Source organism: Aquabacter sediminis (assembly GCF_028863665.1).
Taxonomy (GTDB): Bacteria; Pseudomonadota; Alphaproteobacteria; order Rhizobiales; family Xanthobacteraceae; genus L1I39.
Window position 1 is genome coordinate 466,514 of the sequence record NZ_JARBFX010000001.1, and the last position, 14,627, is coordinate 481,140.

The following is a 14,627-nucleotide window of genomic DNA, read 5'->3' on the forward strand; positions in this document are numbered from 1 at the left end:
TCTATTTGCGCGACTTCACCTTGGGCAAAGGTTCCGCAGCGGCCCGGAAACCGTCCCATGGCCGCCGGGAGAGGGCGTTGAGGCGGCCAGGCGTGTTGAGAATGGTGAAAGCCGCCGGGCCAATGGCCGGCGACAACTCCTCCCACGCCAAGGGCATGGAGACGGCGGCCCCCACCCGCGCGCGGGTGGAGTAGGCCGCCACCGCCGTGGCGCCGCGCTGATTGCGCAGATAATCCACCAGGATCCGCCCCACGCGCTTCGACTTGGTGATGGTGGCCGTGTAGAGGTCCGGGCTGTCGGCGGCCATGGACTGGGCGATGGCTTTGGTGAAAGCCTTGGCCTCGGCCCAGCTGGCGCGGGGCTTCAATGGCGTCACCACATGCAGGCCCTTGCCGCCGGAGGTCTTCACGAAGGCCGCCAGCCCCACCGCCTTCATTCGCGCCTTGATCTCCTCGGCGGCGGCGATCACGCGGGTCCAGGGCACGTCATCACCGGGGTCGAGGTCCATCACCAGCGTGTCAGGGCGCTCCCAGTCCTCGATGGTGGAGCCCCAGGGGTGGATCTCCAGCACCGCCGCCTGGACGAGCCCGATCAGCCCATCGAGATCGGCGATCGCGATGAGCGGTTCGCCGGATTTGTCCTTGGGGTCGGAGACCTGGACGATGCGCGGATTGAGACCCTTCCAGGCATGCTTCTGGAAAAAGCGCGGGCCGTGGATGCCATCCGGGCAGCGCACGAGGGCCAGCGGGCGGCCGATGAGAAAAGGCGCGATGGCGGGCCAGACCTCACCGTAATAGTCGGCGAGGCCTTCCTTGGTGATCCCCTCCTCCGGCCAATAGATGCGGTCGGGATGGGTGAGCTTCACGGTGCGCCGTGGCACGGTGTCTTCCTTCGCCTTGGACTTCCCAGTGGCGCGTCCCGCCGGCCGCTCCGCCAAAACGTCGCCGGCCGCCTTGTCTTCCCGCAGCCCTCTGAACGAGGCGTGGCGCAGATGGCCGTCACCGGTCCAGGCCCGGAACTCCACCTCGGCCACCAGTTCGGGACGCACGAAAGTCACCCCCCGTCGCGCCTCCGCGGACAAGGGCGCGGCAAAGGGAGAGCGCTCCACCTTAAGGGCGGCAAAGCGCGTGTGAAGATCGCGCGCCACCGCAGCGCTGAAGCCGGTGCCCACGCGCCCCACATAACGCAGCTTGCCATCCTCGTTCACTCCCAAGGCGAGGGAGCCGATGAGATCCGCGCCGGTGGTGGAGGGCACGAAGCCGCCGATGACGAATTCCTGCCGCGCGGTGCATTTGGACTTCACCCAGGCCCGCCCCCGGCCTGAGCGATAGGGCGCGTCCCGCTCCTTGGAGACGACCCCTTCCAGGCCCAGCCGGCACGCATGGCGCAGCACGGTGGCGCCGCTCTCGTCGAAATGGCTCGAGAAGCGCAGCGGGCCGGTCTGACCTTCAAGCAAGGCGGCAAGGCGCGCCTTGCGTTCGATGAGGGGCAAGGGGCGCAGATCCTCGCCGTCGAGATGCAGCAGGTCGAACGCATAGAAGACGAAACGGTCGCTTCGGCCCTCGGAGAGATCTGCCTGCAAGGCTGAAAAATCGGACGCGCCTGCCCCATTCTCGACGATGACTTCGCCATCCATGAGCAAATTCTTCAAAGGGAGGGCGGCGAGGCCCTTCGGGATCGCCGTGCCGAAGCGCGCGGTCCAGTCCAGGGCGCTTCGGGTCAGCAGCCTGACGGCACCATCCTCGATCCGGGCAAGAAGTCTATAGCCGTCGAACTTAACCTCATGCAGCCACCCCTCTCCCGTGGGCGCTTTATCCACGAGACGAGCGAGCATGGGCTCGACGAAATCCGGCGGAGGCTTTGGCTGGGAGGGATTTTTCGCCCGAGCCTTGGCTCTCGTCACCGACTGACGACGAGATGCGTCAGGCGATTCGCCATCATTAGCCGGCTTCGTGATAGGTCCCGTTTTCGAAGACCAGCCGGGGGGCTCCCCCTCCACCTCGGCGATGACACGCCCCGTCTTCACCGATTGCGGTGCCTCCTCCAGGATGTCGCCGGCCCCTTCGGGGCGGGCGGCGTCGTCCTCGCTCTTGATCAGCAGCCAATTGTCGCGCGTCTCGCGCGGCTTGCGGTGCATACGCACCAGATGCCACCGGCCACCGAGCTTTTCCCCGTGCAATTGGAAATCCAGTTGGCCCGCTTTCAGCCCCTCATGGGGATCGCCAATGGGCTCCCAGGTCCCCTGATCCCAGAGCAACACCGTGCCCCCGCCATACTCGCCCTTCGGAATGGTGCCCTCGAAATCGCCATAGGCGAGCGGGTGGTCCTCCACCTCCACCGCCAGGCGCTTCTCCCCCGCCACCAGGCTCGGGCCGCGCGTGACGGCCCAGCTCTTGAGCACACCGTCCAGTTCCAGGCGCAGGTCATAATGCAAGCGCCGGGCGGCGTGCTTCTGGATCAGATAATGGGCCCCCTTCTGCGCGCCTTTTCGTCCTTTCGGCTCGGGCGTGACCTTGAAATTGCGCTTCTTGCGGTAGGTGGCGAGCGACATGGGAGGCCCTTCGGCAAGCTAGCTCGCCTTTCGGCGCGCAGGAGCGGACTCTGGGGAGGCCTTCTTGGTGGAAACCTTCTTAGGGGAAGCCTTCTTGGCAGAGGGCGTCTTGGAGGACGCGCTCTTGGGATCGGCGTTGCCGGGCCCCGTCTTCCTGCGCGCTGGCTTGTCTGTCCCCTGTCCGGCCAGCCGCGCGCTGTCGCGGAGCGCAGACATGAGGTCCACCACCTTCGCGCTCTTCGGCGCGGCGCGCGGCTTGATGGCCTTGCCGGAAAGCTTGGCCTTCACCAGTTCGGCCAAGGCGGCTTCGTGGGCGTTCTCATAAGCGGCGGGATCGAACCGCCCCGCCTTGGTGCGGATAATGTGCTCTGCCAGTTCGAGCATCTCGCCCCCGATCCGCTTGCGCGGCACGTCGGCAAAGGCCTCGGATGCGGACTTCACCTCGTAGTCGAAGTTCAGGGTGGTGGCGACGAAGCCCGGTCCGTTCGGGCGCAAGAGAAGGGTGCGCACCCGCCGGAACAGGACCGCTCGGGTCAGCGCCGCCACCTTGGCCTTGCGCATGCCCTCCCGCAGGAGCACGAAGACCTCCTCGCCGCTCGGATCGGCGGGTGCGAGGAAATAGGGCTGGTCGAAATAGACCGTGTCCACCTCAGCGCAGGGAATGAAGGCCTCGAGCGCCAAGCGCTTGTCGCTTTCGGGCACCGCCTGCGCCACTTCCTCGGGCTCCAGAACCACATAGGAGCCGGCGGACTTCTCATATCCCTTCACCTGCCCATCCCGTTCCACCTCCTCCCCCGTGTCAATGTCCACGAAATGGCGCTGCACGCGGTGGCCGGTCCTGCGATTGACGGTGTGGAAAGAAATGCGCTGCGAGGTGGCGGTCGCCGAATAAAGGCCCACCGGGCACGTCAGCGCCCCAAGATCCAGAACACCCTTCCACAGCGCGCGCGGCATGGCCTCATCTCCTGAGCGCAGAAATGCCGGAGCGGCGGCGCGCGTTCCCCTCACCCGCCAGCCTTTATTCGCGGCCAAGGTGAAACGGGGCGCTTGCGGGCGCGTTGGAAGGTCGGGGCTGACCAATGACAAGAAGAGGAAAGCCGCATGACCATGAACAAGGACCAGCGCGACCAGCTCCAGCAGGGCATGCAGCGCCACGAGGATCTCCCGCGCGAACCCATGTCCACCGAGCGGCAGGTGTCCACCGAGCGGCCGGACCCCACCCGTGCTCCCGCTGCCCCCCAGCAAGGCCAGGGCACGCCACACCGGGGGCCGGCGGGCCAGCAGCAGGGCGGCCAGCCCTCCAGGTCCCAGCCCGGCCAGCAGGGCCAGAGCGGGGGCGGCGGCGGCCAACAGGGCGGAACGAGCGCCCCGCAGGAGCCGGGGGTGAAGGATGACATTCGCACCGACCTGAGCCGCGACAACCCTTACAAAAGCTGAGGCGCGCCTGATCCCATAAGCGTCGACCCCTCAAGACCCTAAGGTGCGCCCCCCGCGGAGGGGGTCTGCATGAAATCCGAGGCGCCCCTGGAACTTCATGGGCGCCTCGGCGTTACGACCTCAACAGCGCGCCTCTGGGCACGACGCGCGCGCTTGTCCTGGACACATCAAAAAACAAGAAAGGAGACTGCCCATGCAAACGGTCAGCTCTGCACCCATGACGCTCCTGGTGGATGGATCCCGCGTGGTGTTCCGCTCCCTCGACGATGCTGTCGGGTTCATGAAGGGGCACCCGTCCTACGAGCATGCCGAAATGCTCATGGACCAGATGGAAGCCGCATCGCACCCCGAACTGGAACGCCGCGCCTGGATGGCCTTCGCCACTTTTACCGAGGCCATGGGCATTTCCTCCGGCGCGCCCGCGCGCCTGTCCTGATCCTTTTGCCCATCCTCTTGCCCATCCTCTTGCCGTGCGAGGCATGCCGTTTGCGCATGACCTCGCGCGATGGACGTGCACCCGCGTAAGAGCCCCTTTCGGGGCTCTTCGTCCATAAGGGGGCATGCCGCCCCGCAGACTTTCCCTCCCCGGACTCGCCTTTCTGCTCACCACTGCCACCGGCTGGGGCGTAGCCTGGGTGGTGTTCAAGATCATCCTTGCGGAATGGCCGCCCCTGTTTGCTCGTGGGGTGGCCGGTGTCACGGCGGCCGGCCTGCTGGCGATGTTCGCCTTGGCCATGGGGCAATCGCTCTCCGTTCCAAAGGGCGTGCGTCTGCGGCTCGCCGCCGCGGCCTTCGTGAACGTCTTCGTCTGGATGGGCTTTGCCTCGCTTTCGCTGCAGTGGCTGACCGTGACGGAGGCCACGCTCATCACTTTCACCATGCCGCTTTGGGCCTCCCTGATCGCCTGGCCGGTCTTGGGCGAACGTCCGAGCTGGATGAGCTCCGCAGCGCTGGTGATCGGCTTTTCGGGCATTGTCCTCCTGGTGGCGGGACCTGGCGTGAGCCATCACGGAGCTCAGGTGCCGGCCATGCTCCTTCCGCTCACCGCCGCCATTCTCTTCGCGCTCGGCAGCGTGATGGCGCGCACGCCCCTCCCCTTGCCTCCCATCGCCTCCGTCGCTTGGCAGACCGGACTTGGGTGCCTGCCCATGGTGCTGCTGGCGCTGGTGTTCGAGCGACCACAGATCGGACCACTCAGCCTTAGCGGCTTCTGGGCGATGGCCTATATGACGCTGATCCCCATGGCCGTGTGCTACCTGTCCTGGTTCGCGGCGCTCCGCCGCCTGCCCGCCTCCACCGCCGCGCTTGGCATGCTCCTGGTCCCCATCGTGGGAACAGCGGGTGCCGCCCTGGTTCTGGGCGAGCCGCTCGGACCGCGCCAGATCCTCGCCTTTGCCCTGGTGATCTCAGGGGTCGCGCTCGGCCTGCGCGCCCGCGCATGAGCGGCGGCAAAAGCGCGGCTGGAGGACGCGGATGTCATCCTTTATGTCTATGCTCACGCCAAAATTTCTGACGCAAGAAGGGACAGCCCATGAAGACCCGCGCCGCCGTCGCCTGGGAAGCCAAGAAGCCGCTCACCATCGAAACCATTGAGATTGGCGGCCCCAAGGCCGGAGAGGTGCTGGTGGAGATCATGGCGACGGGCGTGTGCCACACGGACGCCTACACGCTCGACGGCCTCGATTCGGAGGGCAAGTTCCCCGCCATTCTCGGCCATGAAGGCGCCGGCATCGTGCGCGAGGTGGGCACGGGCGTGACCTCGCTGAAGGTGGGCGACCATGTCATTCCGCTCTACACGCCCGAATGCCGCCAGTGCAAAACCTGCCTGTCGCAGCGCTCGAACCTGTGCACCTCCATCCGTGCCACCCAGGGCCAGGGCCTGATGCCCGACCGGACGTCGCGCTTCTCCTGCGATGGCGGGGAGATCTTCCACTATATGGGCTGCTCGACCTTCTCGAACTTCACCGTGCTGCCCGAGATCGCGCTGGCCAAGGTCCGCGAGGACGCCCCGTTCGACAAGATCTGCTACATTGGCTGCGGCGTGACCACCGGCATCGGCGCGGTCGTCTACACTGCCAAGGTGTGGCCGGGGGCAAACGTGGCCGTCTTCGGCCTCGGGGGCATTGGCCTCAACGTGATCCAGGGCGCCCGCATGGTGGGCGCGGACAAGATCATTGGCATCGACATCAATCCCGCCAAGGTAGAGATGGCGCGGAAGTTCGGCATGACGGATTTCATCAATCCGATGGAGGTGGGCGCCGACAAGGTGGTCTCCGCCATCCAGGACCTGACGGACGGCGGCGCGGACTTCACCTTCGACTGCACGGGCAATGTCACCGTCATGCGCCAGGCGCTGGAAGCCTGCCATCGCGGCTGGGGCACCTCCATCGTCATCGGCGTGGCGCCGGCAGGGGCGGAAATCTCCACCCGGCCGTTCCAGCTTGTCACGGGGCGCAACTGGCGCGGTTCCGCCTTCGGCGGCGCGCGCGGGCGCACGGACGTGCCGAAGATCGTCGACTGGTACATGGAGGGGAAGATCAACATCGATGATCTCATCACCCACACCATGCCGCTGGACGAGATCAACACCGCCTTCGACCTGATGCACGAGGGCAAGTCCATCCGCTCCGTCGTGATCTATTGAGGCGGGTGATGGAGACCGTTTCCACCGCCAAGTCCCATGGCGGGGTGCAGGGCGTCTATCGCCATGCCTCCGCCGCCACGGGCACGCCCATGACCTTTGCCGTCTTCGTCCCGCCCCAGGCGGCGGCGGGGCCGGTGCCGGTTCTGTGGTATCTGTCCGGCCTCACATGCACCCATGCCAATGTCATGGAGAAGGGGGAATACCGGGCGGCGGCCGCGGCCCTCGGCCTCATGGTGGTGTGTCCCGACACGTCGCCGCGTGGCCCCGGCGTGCCGGACGAGCCGGACAACTGGCAATTCGGCTCAGGCGCCGGCTTCTATGTGGACGCGACACAGGCGCCCTATGCCGCCAATTACCGCATGGCCTCCTACGTCCTCGACGAGCTCCCCCGCCTGGTGGCGGAGGCGTTTCCCGCGGACATGCAGCGGCAGGGTATCTTCGGCCATTCCATGGGCGGGCATGGCGCGCTCACGGCGGCGCTGAAGCATCCCGGGCGCTTCCGCTCCTGCTCGGCCTTCGCGCCCATCGTTGAGCCCTCCACGGCCGATTGGTCCCGGCCGGCGCTGGAGAAATATCTCGGCGCCGATCCGGCCGCATGGCGGGCCTATGACGCCGTCGCGCTAATCGAGGATGGTCACCGCGTGCCCGAACTGCTGGTGGACCAGGGCACGGCGGACCCGTTCCTGGAGACGGGGCTGCGGCCCCAGCTGCTGGCAGCCGCCTGCAAGAAGGCGGGCATCCCACTCACCCTGAACCTGCGGGAGGGGTACGACCACTCTTATTTCTTCATCTCCACCTTCATGGCGGACCATCTGGCCTGGCATGCGGAGCGGCTGAAAGCCTGAGGGTCTCGACCTCTTGATTACCTAGGACAAACGCCCTAGAAGTTTTTTAGGGCGTTTGTCCTAGGCCTGTCCTGCCCTTCGGAAGGCCGAGGCCCCGGAGGTTCCCATGGGCGCGAGCCACACCCGCCAGCAGATTGTCGCGGCCGCCGACCGGCTCTTTTATGAGCGCGGCTTTGAAGCCACCTCGTTCGCCGACATCGCCCAGGCGGTGGGCCTCTCGCGCGGCAATTTCTACTATCATTTCAAGACCAAGGACGAGATCCTCGCGGCAGTCATCGCGTTCCGCCTCGATGCGACGCGCGCCATGCTGGAGGCCTGGGAGGCGGCGGCACCCCTCCCTCTGGAGCGCATCCGCAGCTTCGTCCACATCCTCATCATGAACCGCGCGAAGATCATGGCGCATGGTTGCCCGGTGGGCACGCTCTGCAATGAGCTCTCCAAGCTCGACCATGCGGCCAGGGGCGATGCCGCCGCCATTTTCGGTCTCTTCCGGACCTGGCTCGCGCGGCAGTTCGCGGCTCTCGGCCGGACTGAGGACGCGGACGCCCTCGCTCTCCATGTGCTGATGCGCAGCCAGGGCGTGGCGACGCTGGTCACCGCCTTCCGGGATGAAGCGTTCCTGGACCGGGAGGTGGCGGAGATGGACTCCTGGCTCGCGACGCTTCCTCCCCCCGCCTCTCCCCTTACCGCCTGAAGGAGCCTGTCATGTTCGTCATCACCTTGCGCTTTGCCGACAAGAGCCGCGCCCCCGCTTTCATGGAGGGCCACAATGCCTGGCTCCGGCAGGGGTTCGAGGACGGCATTTTCCTCGCCGCCGGCAGCCTCCAGCCCACGGGCGGCGGCGCCATCCTGGCCCACCGGGCGGACCGGCCGGCCATCGAGGCGCGGGTTCAGGAGGACCCGTTCGTGCGGGAGGGCGTCGTCAGCGCGGACATTCTGGAATTCACCCCAGGCCGCACCGACGCCCGGCTCGACTTCCTGAGAGCCTAGACCTCACGCTCCCCCGTCGACCTGCGCCAGGAGCCATGCCTCCAGGCGATCCAGGTATCGCGGATTGCGCGGCCGGGACCGGCGGAGGAAGTGGTTGCCCTCCTCCAGTTCCACCACATCCCCCAGCAGCACCAATCGGCCGGAGGCCAGGTGCGCATCCAGGAAGCGCCTGTCGGTCAGCACAACTCCGGCCCCCGCCAGCGCCGCCTCCAGCGCTTGGGCGCGGTTTTCCACCACCATCCCGCCCTCGCGCAGTGTTCCCGCGGCCCCAGTGGCGGCCCACCATCGCGACCAGTCGCGGAACCGGACCCTTGCGCGGATGACCGGCCATGTGTGCGGCACACCCCCGGCGCAGGCGGGCGCGGCGGCCGGCACCAGCGTCTCGCGGAACAGGAGGCGCGACGGGAGCCCTGGCCACGGGCCGATCCCGTGGCGAATGGCGCAGTCCACATCCTCCTCCTCGAAATCCACCACCCGCTGGGTGCTGAGGATGGCCAACTCGATGTCCGGATGGGCGCGCTGGAAATCCGGCAGGCGCGGCAGCAGCCAGTTGGCGGCGAATGTGTTCACCGTCGATAGCCGCACCTGTCGCAAGCGCCTCTGCAGCGGCGCCACCGCCGCCTCGATCTTCTCCAGCGCATCCCCCATGGCCGCCAGCAGGGCGATGCCCTCGTCCGTGAGCGCGCACAGGCGACCCTCGGGCGCCACAAGGCATGCGCCCAGTTCCCGTTCCAGGTCGGCGATGCGGTGGGCCAGCGCCGATCGCGAGATGCCCAGTGCGGCCGCGGCCTCCGCCTGCCGGCCGTGTCGGGCCAAGGCAGACAAGGCGGACAGGCCGCGAAGAGAGGGAAGGTTCGACGCCATGGCTCAGGACCTGCACAGGGGCACGTGAGGCCAGCGCCCGCATCGGTGAGAAGTTCTCACCATTATTAGGCCATGAATGGGTTAGCCTCCAGGCTCTTCACGACGGAGCGCCTTCCATGACAAGCCCCGCGCGCACGCCCCTTGATGCCTTCCACGTGCCGCCCCGCAGCCGACCCTCGAACTACCCGCCCGTTTTCGCCGCACGCATGGCGGGCCGGCAGAAGCGCGCCCTGGGCGATGCCTTTGGCCTGTCCCGTTTCGGGGTCAACCTCACCATCCTCGCACCCGGCGGCCAATCCGCGCTGCTGCACCGGCACACAAGGCAAGAGGAGTTCGTCTTCATCCTCAAGGGACATCCCACCCTGCGCACCGACGCGGGCGAGCATGACTTGCGGCCCGGCATGTGCGTGGGATTTCCCGCCAACGGCCTCGCCCATCATCTGGTCAACCGAACGGAGGAGGACGTGCACTATCTGGAGGTGGGCGACCGGGACCCGCAGGATGCCGCCTCCTATCCGGAAGACGACCTCCAGGCCACGTACGCCCCTGAGGGCTGGACCTTCACCCATAAGGACGGCACGCCATGGTGAGCGGCCCCCTTTCCCGGCCCCTCTCCCGCGCGGAGATGATCCAGCATGCCCAGGATTGGATCGCTGCGTGGAACCGCCGCGACGTGGCGGCTGTTGCCAGCGCCTTCGCGCCCGACGCCCGCTTTCGCAGCCCGTTGGCACGGCAGGTGACCGGCCGGGCCGAACTTCACGGGCGCGAGGCCATTGCCCGCTACTGGACGGATGCCCTCGCTCGCATCGGCCATCTCAGCTTCCGCCTTCAGGATGTGGTCTGCGACGAGCCCGGACAGACCATGGTGGTTGTCTATGAGGCCACCCTCGATGGCCCGCCGCGCCGCGCCTGTGAGATCTTCCGGTTCGAGAACGGCCTGAAGCGCGAGGCCGAGGCACTGTATGGCGATGCCCCGCCCCACCCCGTTCCCGCATGAGACATCCGGTGCCGCCGAACCGGCACCGGTCGCCCCCCTCAGGCGACGGGCAGCCCGTTCCCAACCGACCAGTTCTCCTTCGGTTCATCGTGCACCACGATGAACACATCCTCCGGCCGCAGGCCCGGCTTCTCGCTCAGCACCTCCACGATGCGCCGGAACAGCGCCGCCTTCTGCGCCGCCGTGCGCGTGTTGAAGACGGTGATGTCGATATAGAGCACATCCTCGCTGCGCAGCACGCCATAGGCCGGACCGGTGCGGAAATTGGCGGCGGGATGCTCGGACAAGGTCATGAAGTGATCGCCTTCGGGCACGTCAAGTGCGTCGCGCAGGGCCACATAGAGCCCGTCCAGGATGGCCTGGCGATAGGCGGTGGGCTTTCCGGCCCGCATGGACACGTGGATGAGCGGCATGTGCTGTCCTTTCCGGTTGGAGGACAGGACCATAGGCGCGACGCGAACATTCGAATATGCTATCATTGCTGATATCAAAGATAGCATTTTGAAATGGATGAACCTCTTCCCCTCGACGCGGTACGCGCCTTCGTCGCCATCGCCGATTTGAGCTCCTTCACGCGCGCAGCCGAGGCATTGGGCACAACGCAGGCCGCCGTCAGCCTCAAGCTGAAGCGCCTGGAAGACCGGTTGGGCTGCCGGCTGGTGGAGCGCACGCCCCGCCACGTCCAGCTCTCTGCGCGCGGCGATGCCTTCCTCGATCACGCCCGCGCGCTGCTCGAGGCCCATGACCGTGCACTCGCCGCCTGGAGCACGCAGCGGCAGCGCCTTGCCATTGGCATCAGCGACCATGTGGCCGGGCCTGAACTGCCAGGCCTGATCGCGCGCATGAACGCGCAAGACCCTCAGTTGGTGATGGAAATCCGCATCGGCTCATCCGCCGACCTGCTGCGCAGCTTCGACCGGCGGGAGCTCGACACCGTGCTCGTGCGGTTCGAAGCCGGACGCGACGATGGCACACGGATCGCCGAGGAAAGGTTCGGCTGGTTCGCGGCGCCCCATTGGCAGCACCGCGCCGGCGCGCCCTTGCCGCTCGCCACCATGGCCGAGCCGTGCGGCGTGCGGGCGCTGGCGGGCCGGCTGCTGGACGAGGCGGGCCTCGCCTGGTGCGAGGTGTTCGTGGGCGGCGGGGTCTCCACCGTGGCGGCGGCGGTCATGGCGGGGCTGGGCATCGCCGCACTTTCCCCGCGCATGCTGCCACTGGGCGCCCTGGAGGTGGGGCGCCGACTTGGCCTTCCCGACCTGCCCCGCCTGCCCGTGATGCTTCATAGCCGCGTCGCCGATCCCCGCCCCCGCGCGGCGCTCGATGCCCTGGCGGCAGCGTTCCGCGCGTCGGTGCGGAGTTAGGGCCCTCAGCCCGGCAGCACCACCACCTTGGCGCCGTCCGGTACGCGGCCATAAAGATCGATGATGTCCTGGTTCATCAGGCGGATGCAGCCGGAGGACACGGCTTCGCCGATGGACCAGGGCTCGTTGGTGCCGTGGATGCGATAAAGCGTGTCCTGGCCGTTCTTGAACAGATAGAGGGCGCGGGCGCCCAGCGGGTTCTGCGGCCCACCCGGCATGCCATTCTTCCAGGGGCCGTTGCGCTCCGGCTCGCGGGCGATCATGGCGTCGGTGGGCCGCCAGCTGGGCCAGGTGCGCTTGTAGCCCACATTGGCTGTGCCGGAGAATTCCAACCCCTCTTTCCCCACGCCTACCCCGTAGCGCAGCGCCATCCCGTTTTCCTGCACCAGATAGAGGAAGCGGTTGGCGGGATCGACCACCAGGGTGCCCGTGCCGTAGGACGTGGGATTGGGCACCAATTGCCGAATGTAGCGCGGTTTCAGCTCCATGGGATCGACGCCGGGAATGTCGAAGCCGCCATCCACCCGCCCTCCATAGCGCGCGGCATCGGCGGGCGAAACCAGCGGCTGCGGCGCCGGTGCGGGGGGCGGCGAGCGGTCGGTCACACAGGCTGCAAGCACCAGGGGCGAGGCAAGGACGCACAGCAGCGTGCGGCGCGAAAACTGGCGCTGATCATCGGAGGGGGCAGTCATGCAGGAGGCGACCTCGCATCGCACCGGCCCGCAGGGCGGGCTCCGGGGTGGCATTCAGACGGAAAGGGGTGGCTGGCGCCGGACCCGCGTGGGGCGCGGATGCCAGCGGAAAGGGGCAAGAGGGGGGCGGACGTAGCGTCCGGGCCGCATAGGTGGTGTGTTCGACGTCATGACGCACTGCATCCACGGGCGACCTTAAGCCAGCCTTAAGCTGGGACCGGCAGGTGTTCACAGGTAGGAGAGAGGCATGCGCATCCTCGTGGTGGAGGACGATCCGGTCCTGATGAATGGGTTGAAGGTGGGCCTGTCCCTGTCGGGCGCGACCGTCGACGGCGTGACCAGCTGTGCGGACGCTGAAGCCGCCCTGGACGCTGGCGGTTTCGATGCGGTGGTGCTCGACGCCATGCTGCCGGACGGCTCGGGCTTCGACGTGCTGGCGCGCCTGCGCGCTAGCCATGACACCACCCCCGTTCTCATGCTGACCGCTCTCGACGAGACGCCCGACCGCGTGCGCGGGCTCGATGCGGGCGCGGATGATTATCTGGGTAAGCCGTTCGACCTGGATGAACTGGCCGCCCGCCTGCGCGCCATTTCGCGGCGTGGGCACGGCCGGGCGGCACCGGTGCTGCGGGCGGGGGGCCTCCTGCTTGATCCCGCCACCCTCACGGCCACGCTGGAGGGGGTGCCCGTCTCCCTGTCGCGGCGCGAATTCGCTGTCCTCTCCGCGCTCATGGAGCGCCCCGGCATCATCCGTTCGAAGGCCGAGATCGAGGAGCGGCTTTATGGCTGGCAGGAAGAGGTGGAGAGCAATGCCGTGGAGGTGCACATCCACAATCTGCGCGCCAAGATCGGCCGCGAGGCCATCGAGACGGTGCGCGGCCTCGGCTATCGCATGAGGGCCGGCGCGTGACCTCCCTGCGCCGCCGCCTCTTCCTGGTCCTGTTCGCGGCCACCGGCCTGATCTGGCTCTGCGCGGTCACCTGGATCTCCATATCCAGCCGGGCCGAGCTGGAGCATGTGCTGGACGCCCGCCTGCAAGAGGCGGCCCGCATGGTCCATTCTCTGGTGGCGGCCGGCGGTCTTGCCGCCGCGCAGCAAGGCACGTTCGAACCCGAGATCCACGAGCGCCAGCTCTCCTGCCAGATCTGGTCCCTGGACGGGCGGCTCCTCGCCCGGTCCGCTGGCGCCCCCGAGGAAGCCCTGTCGGCGCCCGTCCAGGGCTTCTCCTCGCGCGTTGTGAACGGCGAGGAATGGCGCGTCTTCACCATCACCGATGCGCAAAAGGGCGTGCGCGTGATGGTGGGCGATCGGGTGGGCCTGCGCGACCGGCTGGTCCGCGACCTCATCGCCGGCCTTCTGGCGCCAGCGGTGCTCATCGCGCCACTCCTGGCGCTGCTGATCTGGGCGAGCCTCACCCGCGGCCTTTCCCCGCTCTCGCGGCTCGCAGGTGAAATCGCGGCGCGCGATGGCGAAGACATGCGGCCCGTGGCCGTGGACCATGCCCCCTCGGAGGTGCGCCCGCTGCTTGAAGCCCTCAACAGCCTGTTCGCCAAGGTGGAGGCAGCGCGCCAGCATGAGCGCGACCTCACCGCCTTCGCCGCCCACGAATTGCGCACGCCCCTCGCGGGCCTGAAAACGCAGGCTCAGATCGCGCTTGCGGCCCCCGATGCGGCCATTCGCGACGATGCGCTACGCCAGATCCTCGTGTCGGTGGAGCGCTCCGCCCGCCTGGTGCGGCAGCTTCTCGCGCTGGCGCGCCTGGAGGCGATGCCGGCCCACAAGCCACCGGACGACACGGTCGCCGTGGCGCAGGCGCTGCGGGAGATCGTCCATCACGCCCCGGCACCCGCCGGCGTTCGCGTGGAGATCGACCCCGCCATGGATGATCTGGCGCGCCGGGTGGACCGGGAGGCGCTTCACCTGGTGCTGCGGAATTTGCACGAGAATGCGCTTCAGCACGTGTCGGACCACGGCACCATCTGCTGGAAACGCGTGCCCCACGGCCTGTGCGTGGAGGATGACGGGCCTGGCATTCCCCCGGACGAGCTGCCCCGCGTCACCGAACGCTTCTTCCGGGGGCGCAACAAGACGCTCTCCGGCAGCGGATTGGGGCTGACCATCGCCACCCTCGCGGCTGCCCGCATGGGCGCGCGGCTCGACCTTGCCAACCGGACGGGTCAAAGCGGGCTTCAGGTGCGCCTTGTGTGGCCGGACGCGTTGCCCAACTGAGCGCCCTCGGCACGGCA

At 67.7% G+C, this 14,627-nt stretch carries 17 protein-coding genes; 12 read left to right on the top strand and 5 right to left on the bottom strand.

What is annotated here, in order from left to right:
* Position 1: 1 nt before the first annotated feature.
* Together ligD and ku are read right to left on the bottom strand one after the other, a co-directional pair.
* A complete protein-coding gene (gene ligD, locus PV781_RS02125) occupies positions 2-2,551 on the bottom strand; it encodes a DNA ligase D (protein ID WP_274773973.1) in 2,550 nt (849 codons plus the stop codon).
* An 18-nt stretch (positions 2,552-2,569) separates the two neighbouring features.
* Positions 2,570-3,505, bottom strand: a complete 936-nt coding sequence (ku, locus tag PV781_RS02130; protein WP_274773974.1) for a non-homologous end joining protein Ku — start codon at positions 3,503-3,505, stop codon at positions 2,570-2,572.
* A 147-nt stretch (positions 3,506-3,652) separates the two neighbouring features.
* On the opposite strand from ku, the gene PV781_RS02135 reads away from it, so the two are divergent.
* The 7 genes from PV781_RS02135 to PV781_RS02165 all read left to right on the top strand — a co-directional run bounded on the left by PV781_RS02135 (position 3,653) and on the right by PV781_RS02165 (position 8,467).
* Positions 3,653-3,988, top strand: a complete 336-nt coding sequence (locus PV781_RS02135) for a hypothetical protein (RefSeq protein WP_274773975.1) — start codon at positions 3,653-3,655, stop codon at positions 3,986-3,988.
* 193 nt (positions 3,989-4,181) lie between these two features.
* Positions 4,182-4,424 (top strand): hypothetical protein, encoded by a 243-nt coding sequence (locus tag PV781_RS02140; RefSeq protein ID WP_274773976.1) that lies wholly within the window; start codon positions 4,182-4,184, stop codon positions 4,422-4,424.
* Positions 4,425-4,548: 124 nt separating this feature from the next.
* Complete coding sequence (locus PV781_RS02145) at positions 4,549-5,430, top strand: DMT family transporter (RefSeq protein ID WP_274773977.1); 882 nt, start codon at positions 4,549-4,551, stop codon at positions 5,428-5,430.
* Between the two features lie 89 nt (positions 5,431-5,519).
* Entirely contained in the window at positions 5,520-6,632 is a 1,113-nt protein-coding gene (locus PV781_RS02150; RefSeq protein ID WP_274773978.1) for an S-(hydroxymethyl)glutathione dehydrogenase/class III alcohol dehydrogenase, read from the top strand.
* A gap of 8 nt (positions 6,633-6,640) precedes the next feature.
* Entirely contained in the window at positions 6,641-7,477 is an 837-nt protein-coding gene (fghA, locus tag PV781_RS02155) for an S-formylglutathione hydrolase (RefSeq protein WP_274773979.1), read from the top strand.
* A gap of 106 nt (positions 7,478-7,583) precedes the next feature.
* Positions 7,584-8,171 (top strand): TetR/AcrR family transcriptional regulator, encoded by a 588-nt coding sequence (locus PV781_RS02160; RefSeq protein WP_274773980.1) that lies wholly within the window; start codon positions 7,584-7,586, stop codon positions 8,169-8,171.
* An 11-nt stretch (positions 8,172-8,182) separates the two neighbouring features.
* Positions 8,183-8,467 (top strand): YciI family protein, encoded by a 285-nt coding sequence (locus tag PV781_RS02165; RefSeq protein WP_274773981.1) that lies wholly within the window; start codon positions 8,183-8,185, stop codon positions 8,465-8,467.
* Positions 8,468-8,470: 3 nt separating this feature from the next.
* Here PV781_RS02165 and PV781_RS02170 read toward each other — a convergent pair whose 3' ends face one another.
* Positions 8,471-9,331: a LysR substrate-binding domain-containing protein gene (locus tag PV781_RS02170; RefSeq protein WP_274773982.1), complete on the bottom strand. Its 861-nt coding sequence runs from the start codon at positions 9,329-9,331 to the stop codon at positions 8,471-8,473.
* 116 nt (positions 9,332-9,447) lie between these two features.
* Between PV781_RS02170 and PV781_RS02175 the strand changes: the two genes are divergently transcribed.
* Together PV781_RS02175 and PV781_RS02180 are read left to right on the top strand one after the other, a co-directional pair.
* On the top strand, positions 9,448-9,921 hold the full coding sequence (locus PV781_RS02175; RefSeq protein ID WP_274773983.1) for a cupin domain-containing protein: 474 nt from the start codon (positions 9,448-9,450) through the stop codon (positions 9,919-9,921).
* Positions 9,915-10,328, top strand: coding sequence for a nuclear transport factor 2 family protein (locus PV781_RS02180; protein ID WP_274773984.1), 414 nt, complete (start codon positions 9,915-9,917; stop codon positions 10,326-10,328). The genes PV781_RS02175 and PV781_RS02180 overlap by 7 nt, the downstream gene beginning before the upstream one ends.
* A 38-nt stretch (positions 10,329-10,366) precedes the next feature.
* On the opposite strand, the gene PV781_RS02185 is transcribed toward PV781_RS02180, so the two are convergent.
* Complete coding sequence (locus PV781_RS02185) at positions 10,367-10,741, bottom strand: tautomerase family protein (RefSeq protein WP_274773985.1); 375 nt, start codon at positions 10,739-10,741, stop codon at positions 10,367-10,369.
* A 93-nt stretch (positions 10,742-10,834) separates the two neighbouring features.
* On the opposite strand from PV781_RS02185, the gene PV781_RS02190 reads away from it, so the two are divergent.
* A complete protein-coding gene (locus PV781_RS02190) occupies positions 10,835-11,689 on the top strand; it encodes a LysR family transcriptional regulator (protein ID WP_274773986.1) in 855 nt (284 codons plus the stop codon).
* A 5-nt stretch (positions 11,690-11,694) separates the two neighbouring features.
* Here the strand turns inward: PV781_RS02190 and PV781_RS02195 are convergent, their stop codons facing one another.
* Positions 11,695-12,381: a L,D-transpeptidase gene (locus tag PV781_RS02195; protein WP_274773987.1), complete on the bottom strand. Its 687-nt coding sequence runs from the start codon at positions 12,379-12,381 to the stop codon at positions 11,695-11,697.
* A gap of 247 nt (positions 12,382-12,628) precedes the next feature.
* Between PV781_RS02195 and PV781_RS02200 the strand changes: the two genes are divergently transcribed.
* Positions 12,629-13,291, top strand: coding sequence for a response regulator transcription factor (locus tag PV781_RS02200; protein WP_274773988.1), 663 nt, complete (start codon positions 12,629-12,631; stop codon positions 13,289-13,291).
* Positions 13,288-14,610, top strand: a complete 1,323-nt coding sequence (locus PV781_RS02205; RefSeq protein WP_274773989.1) for an ATP-binding protein — start codon at positions 13,288-13,290, stop codon at positions 14,608-14,610. Before PV781_RS02200 ends, PV781_RS02205 begins: the two co-directional genes overlap by 4 nt.
* The last annotated feature ends 17 nt before the right edge of the window (positions 14,611-14,627 follow it).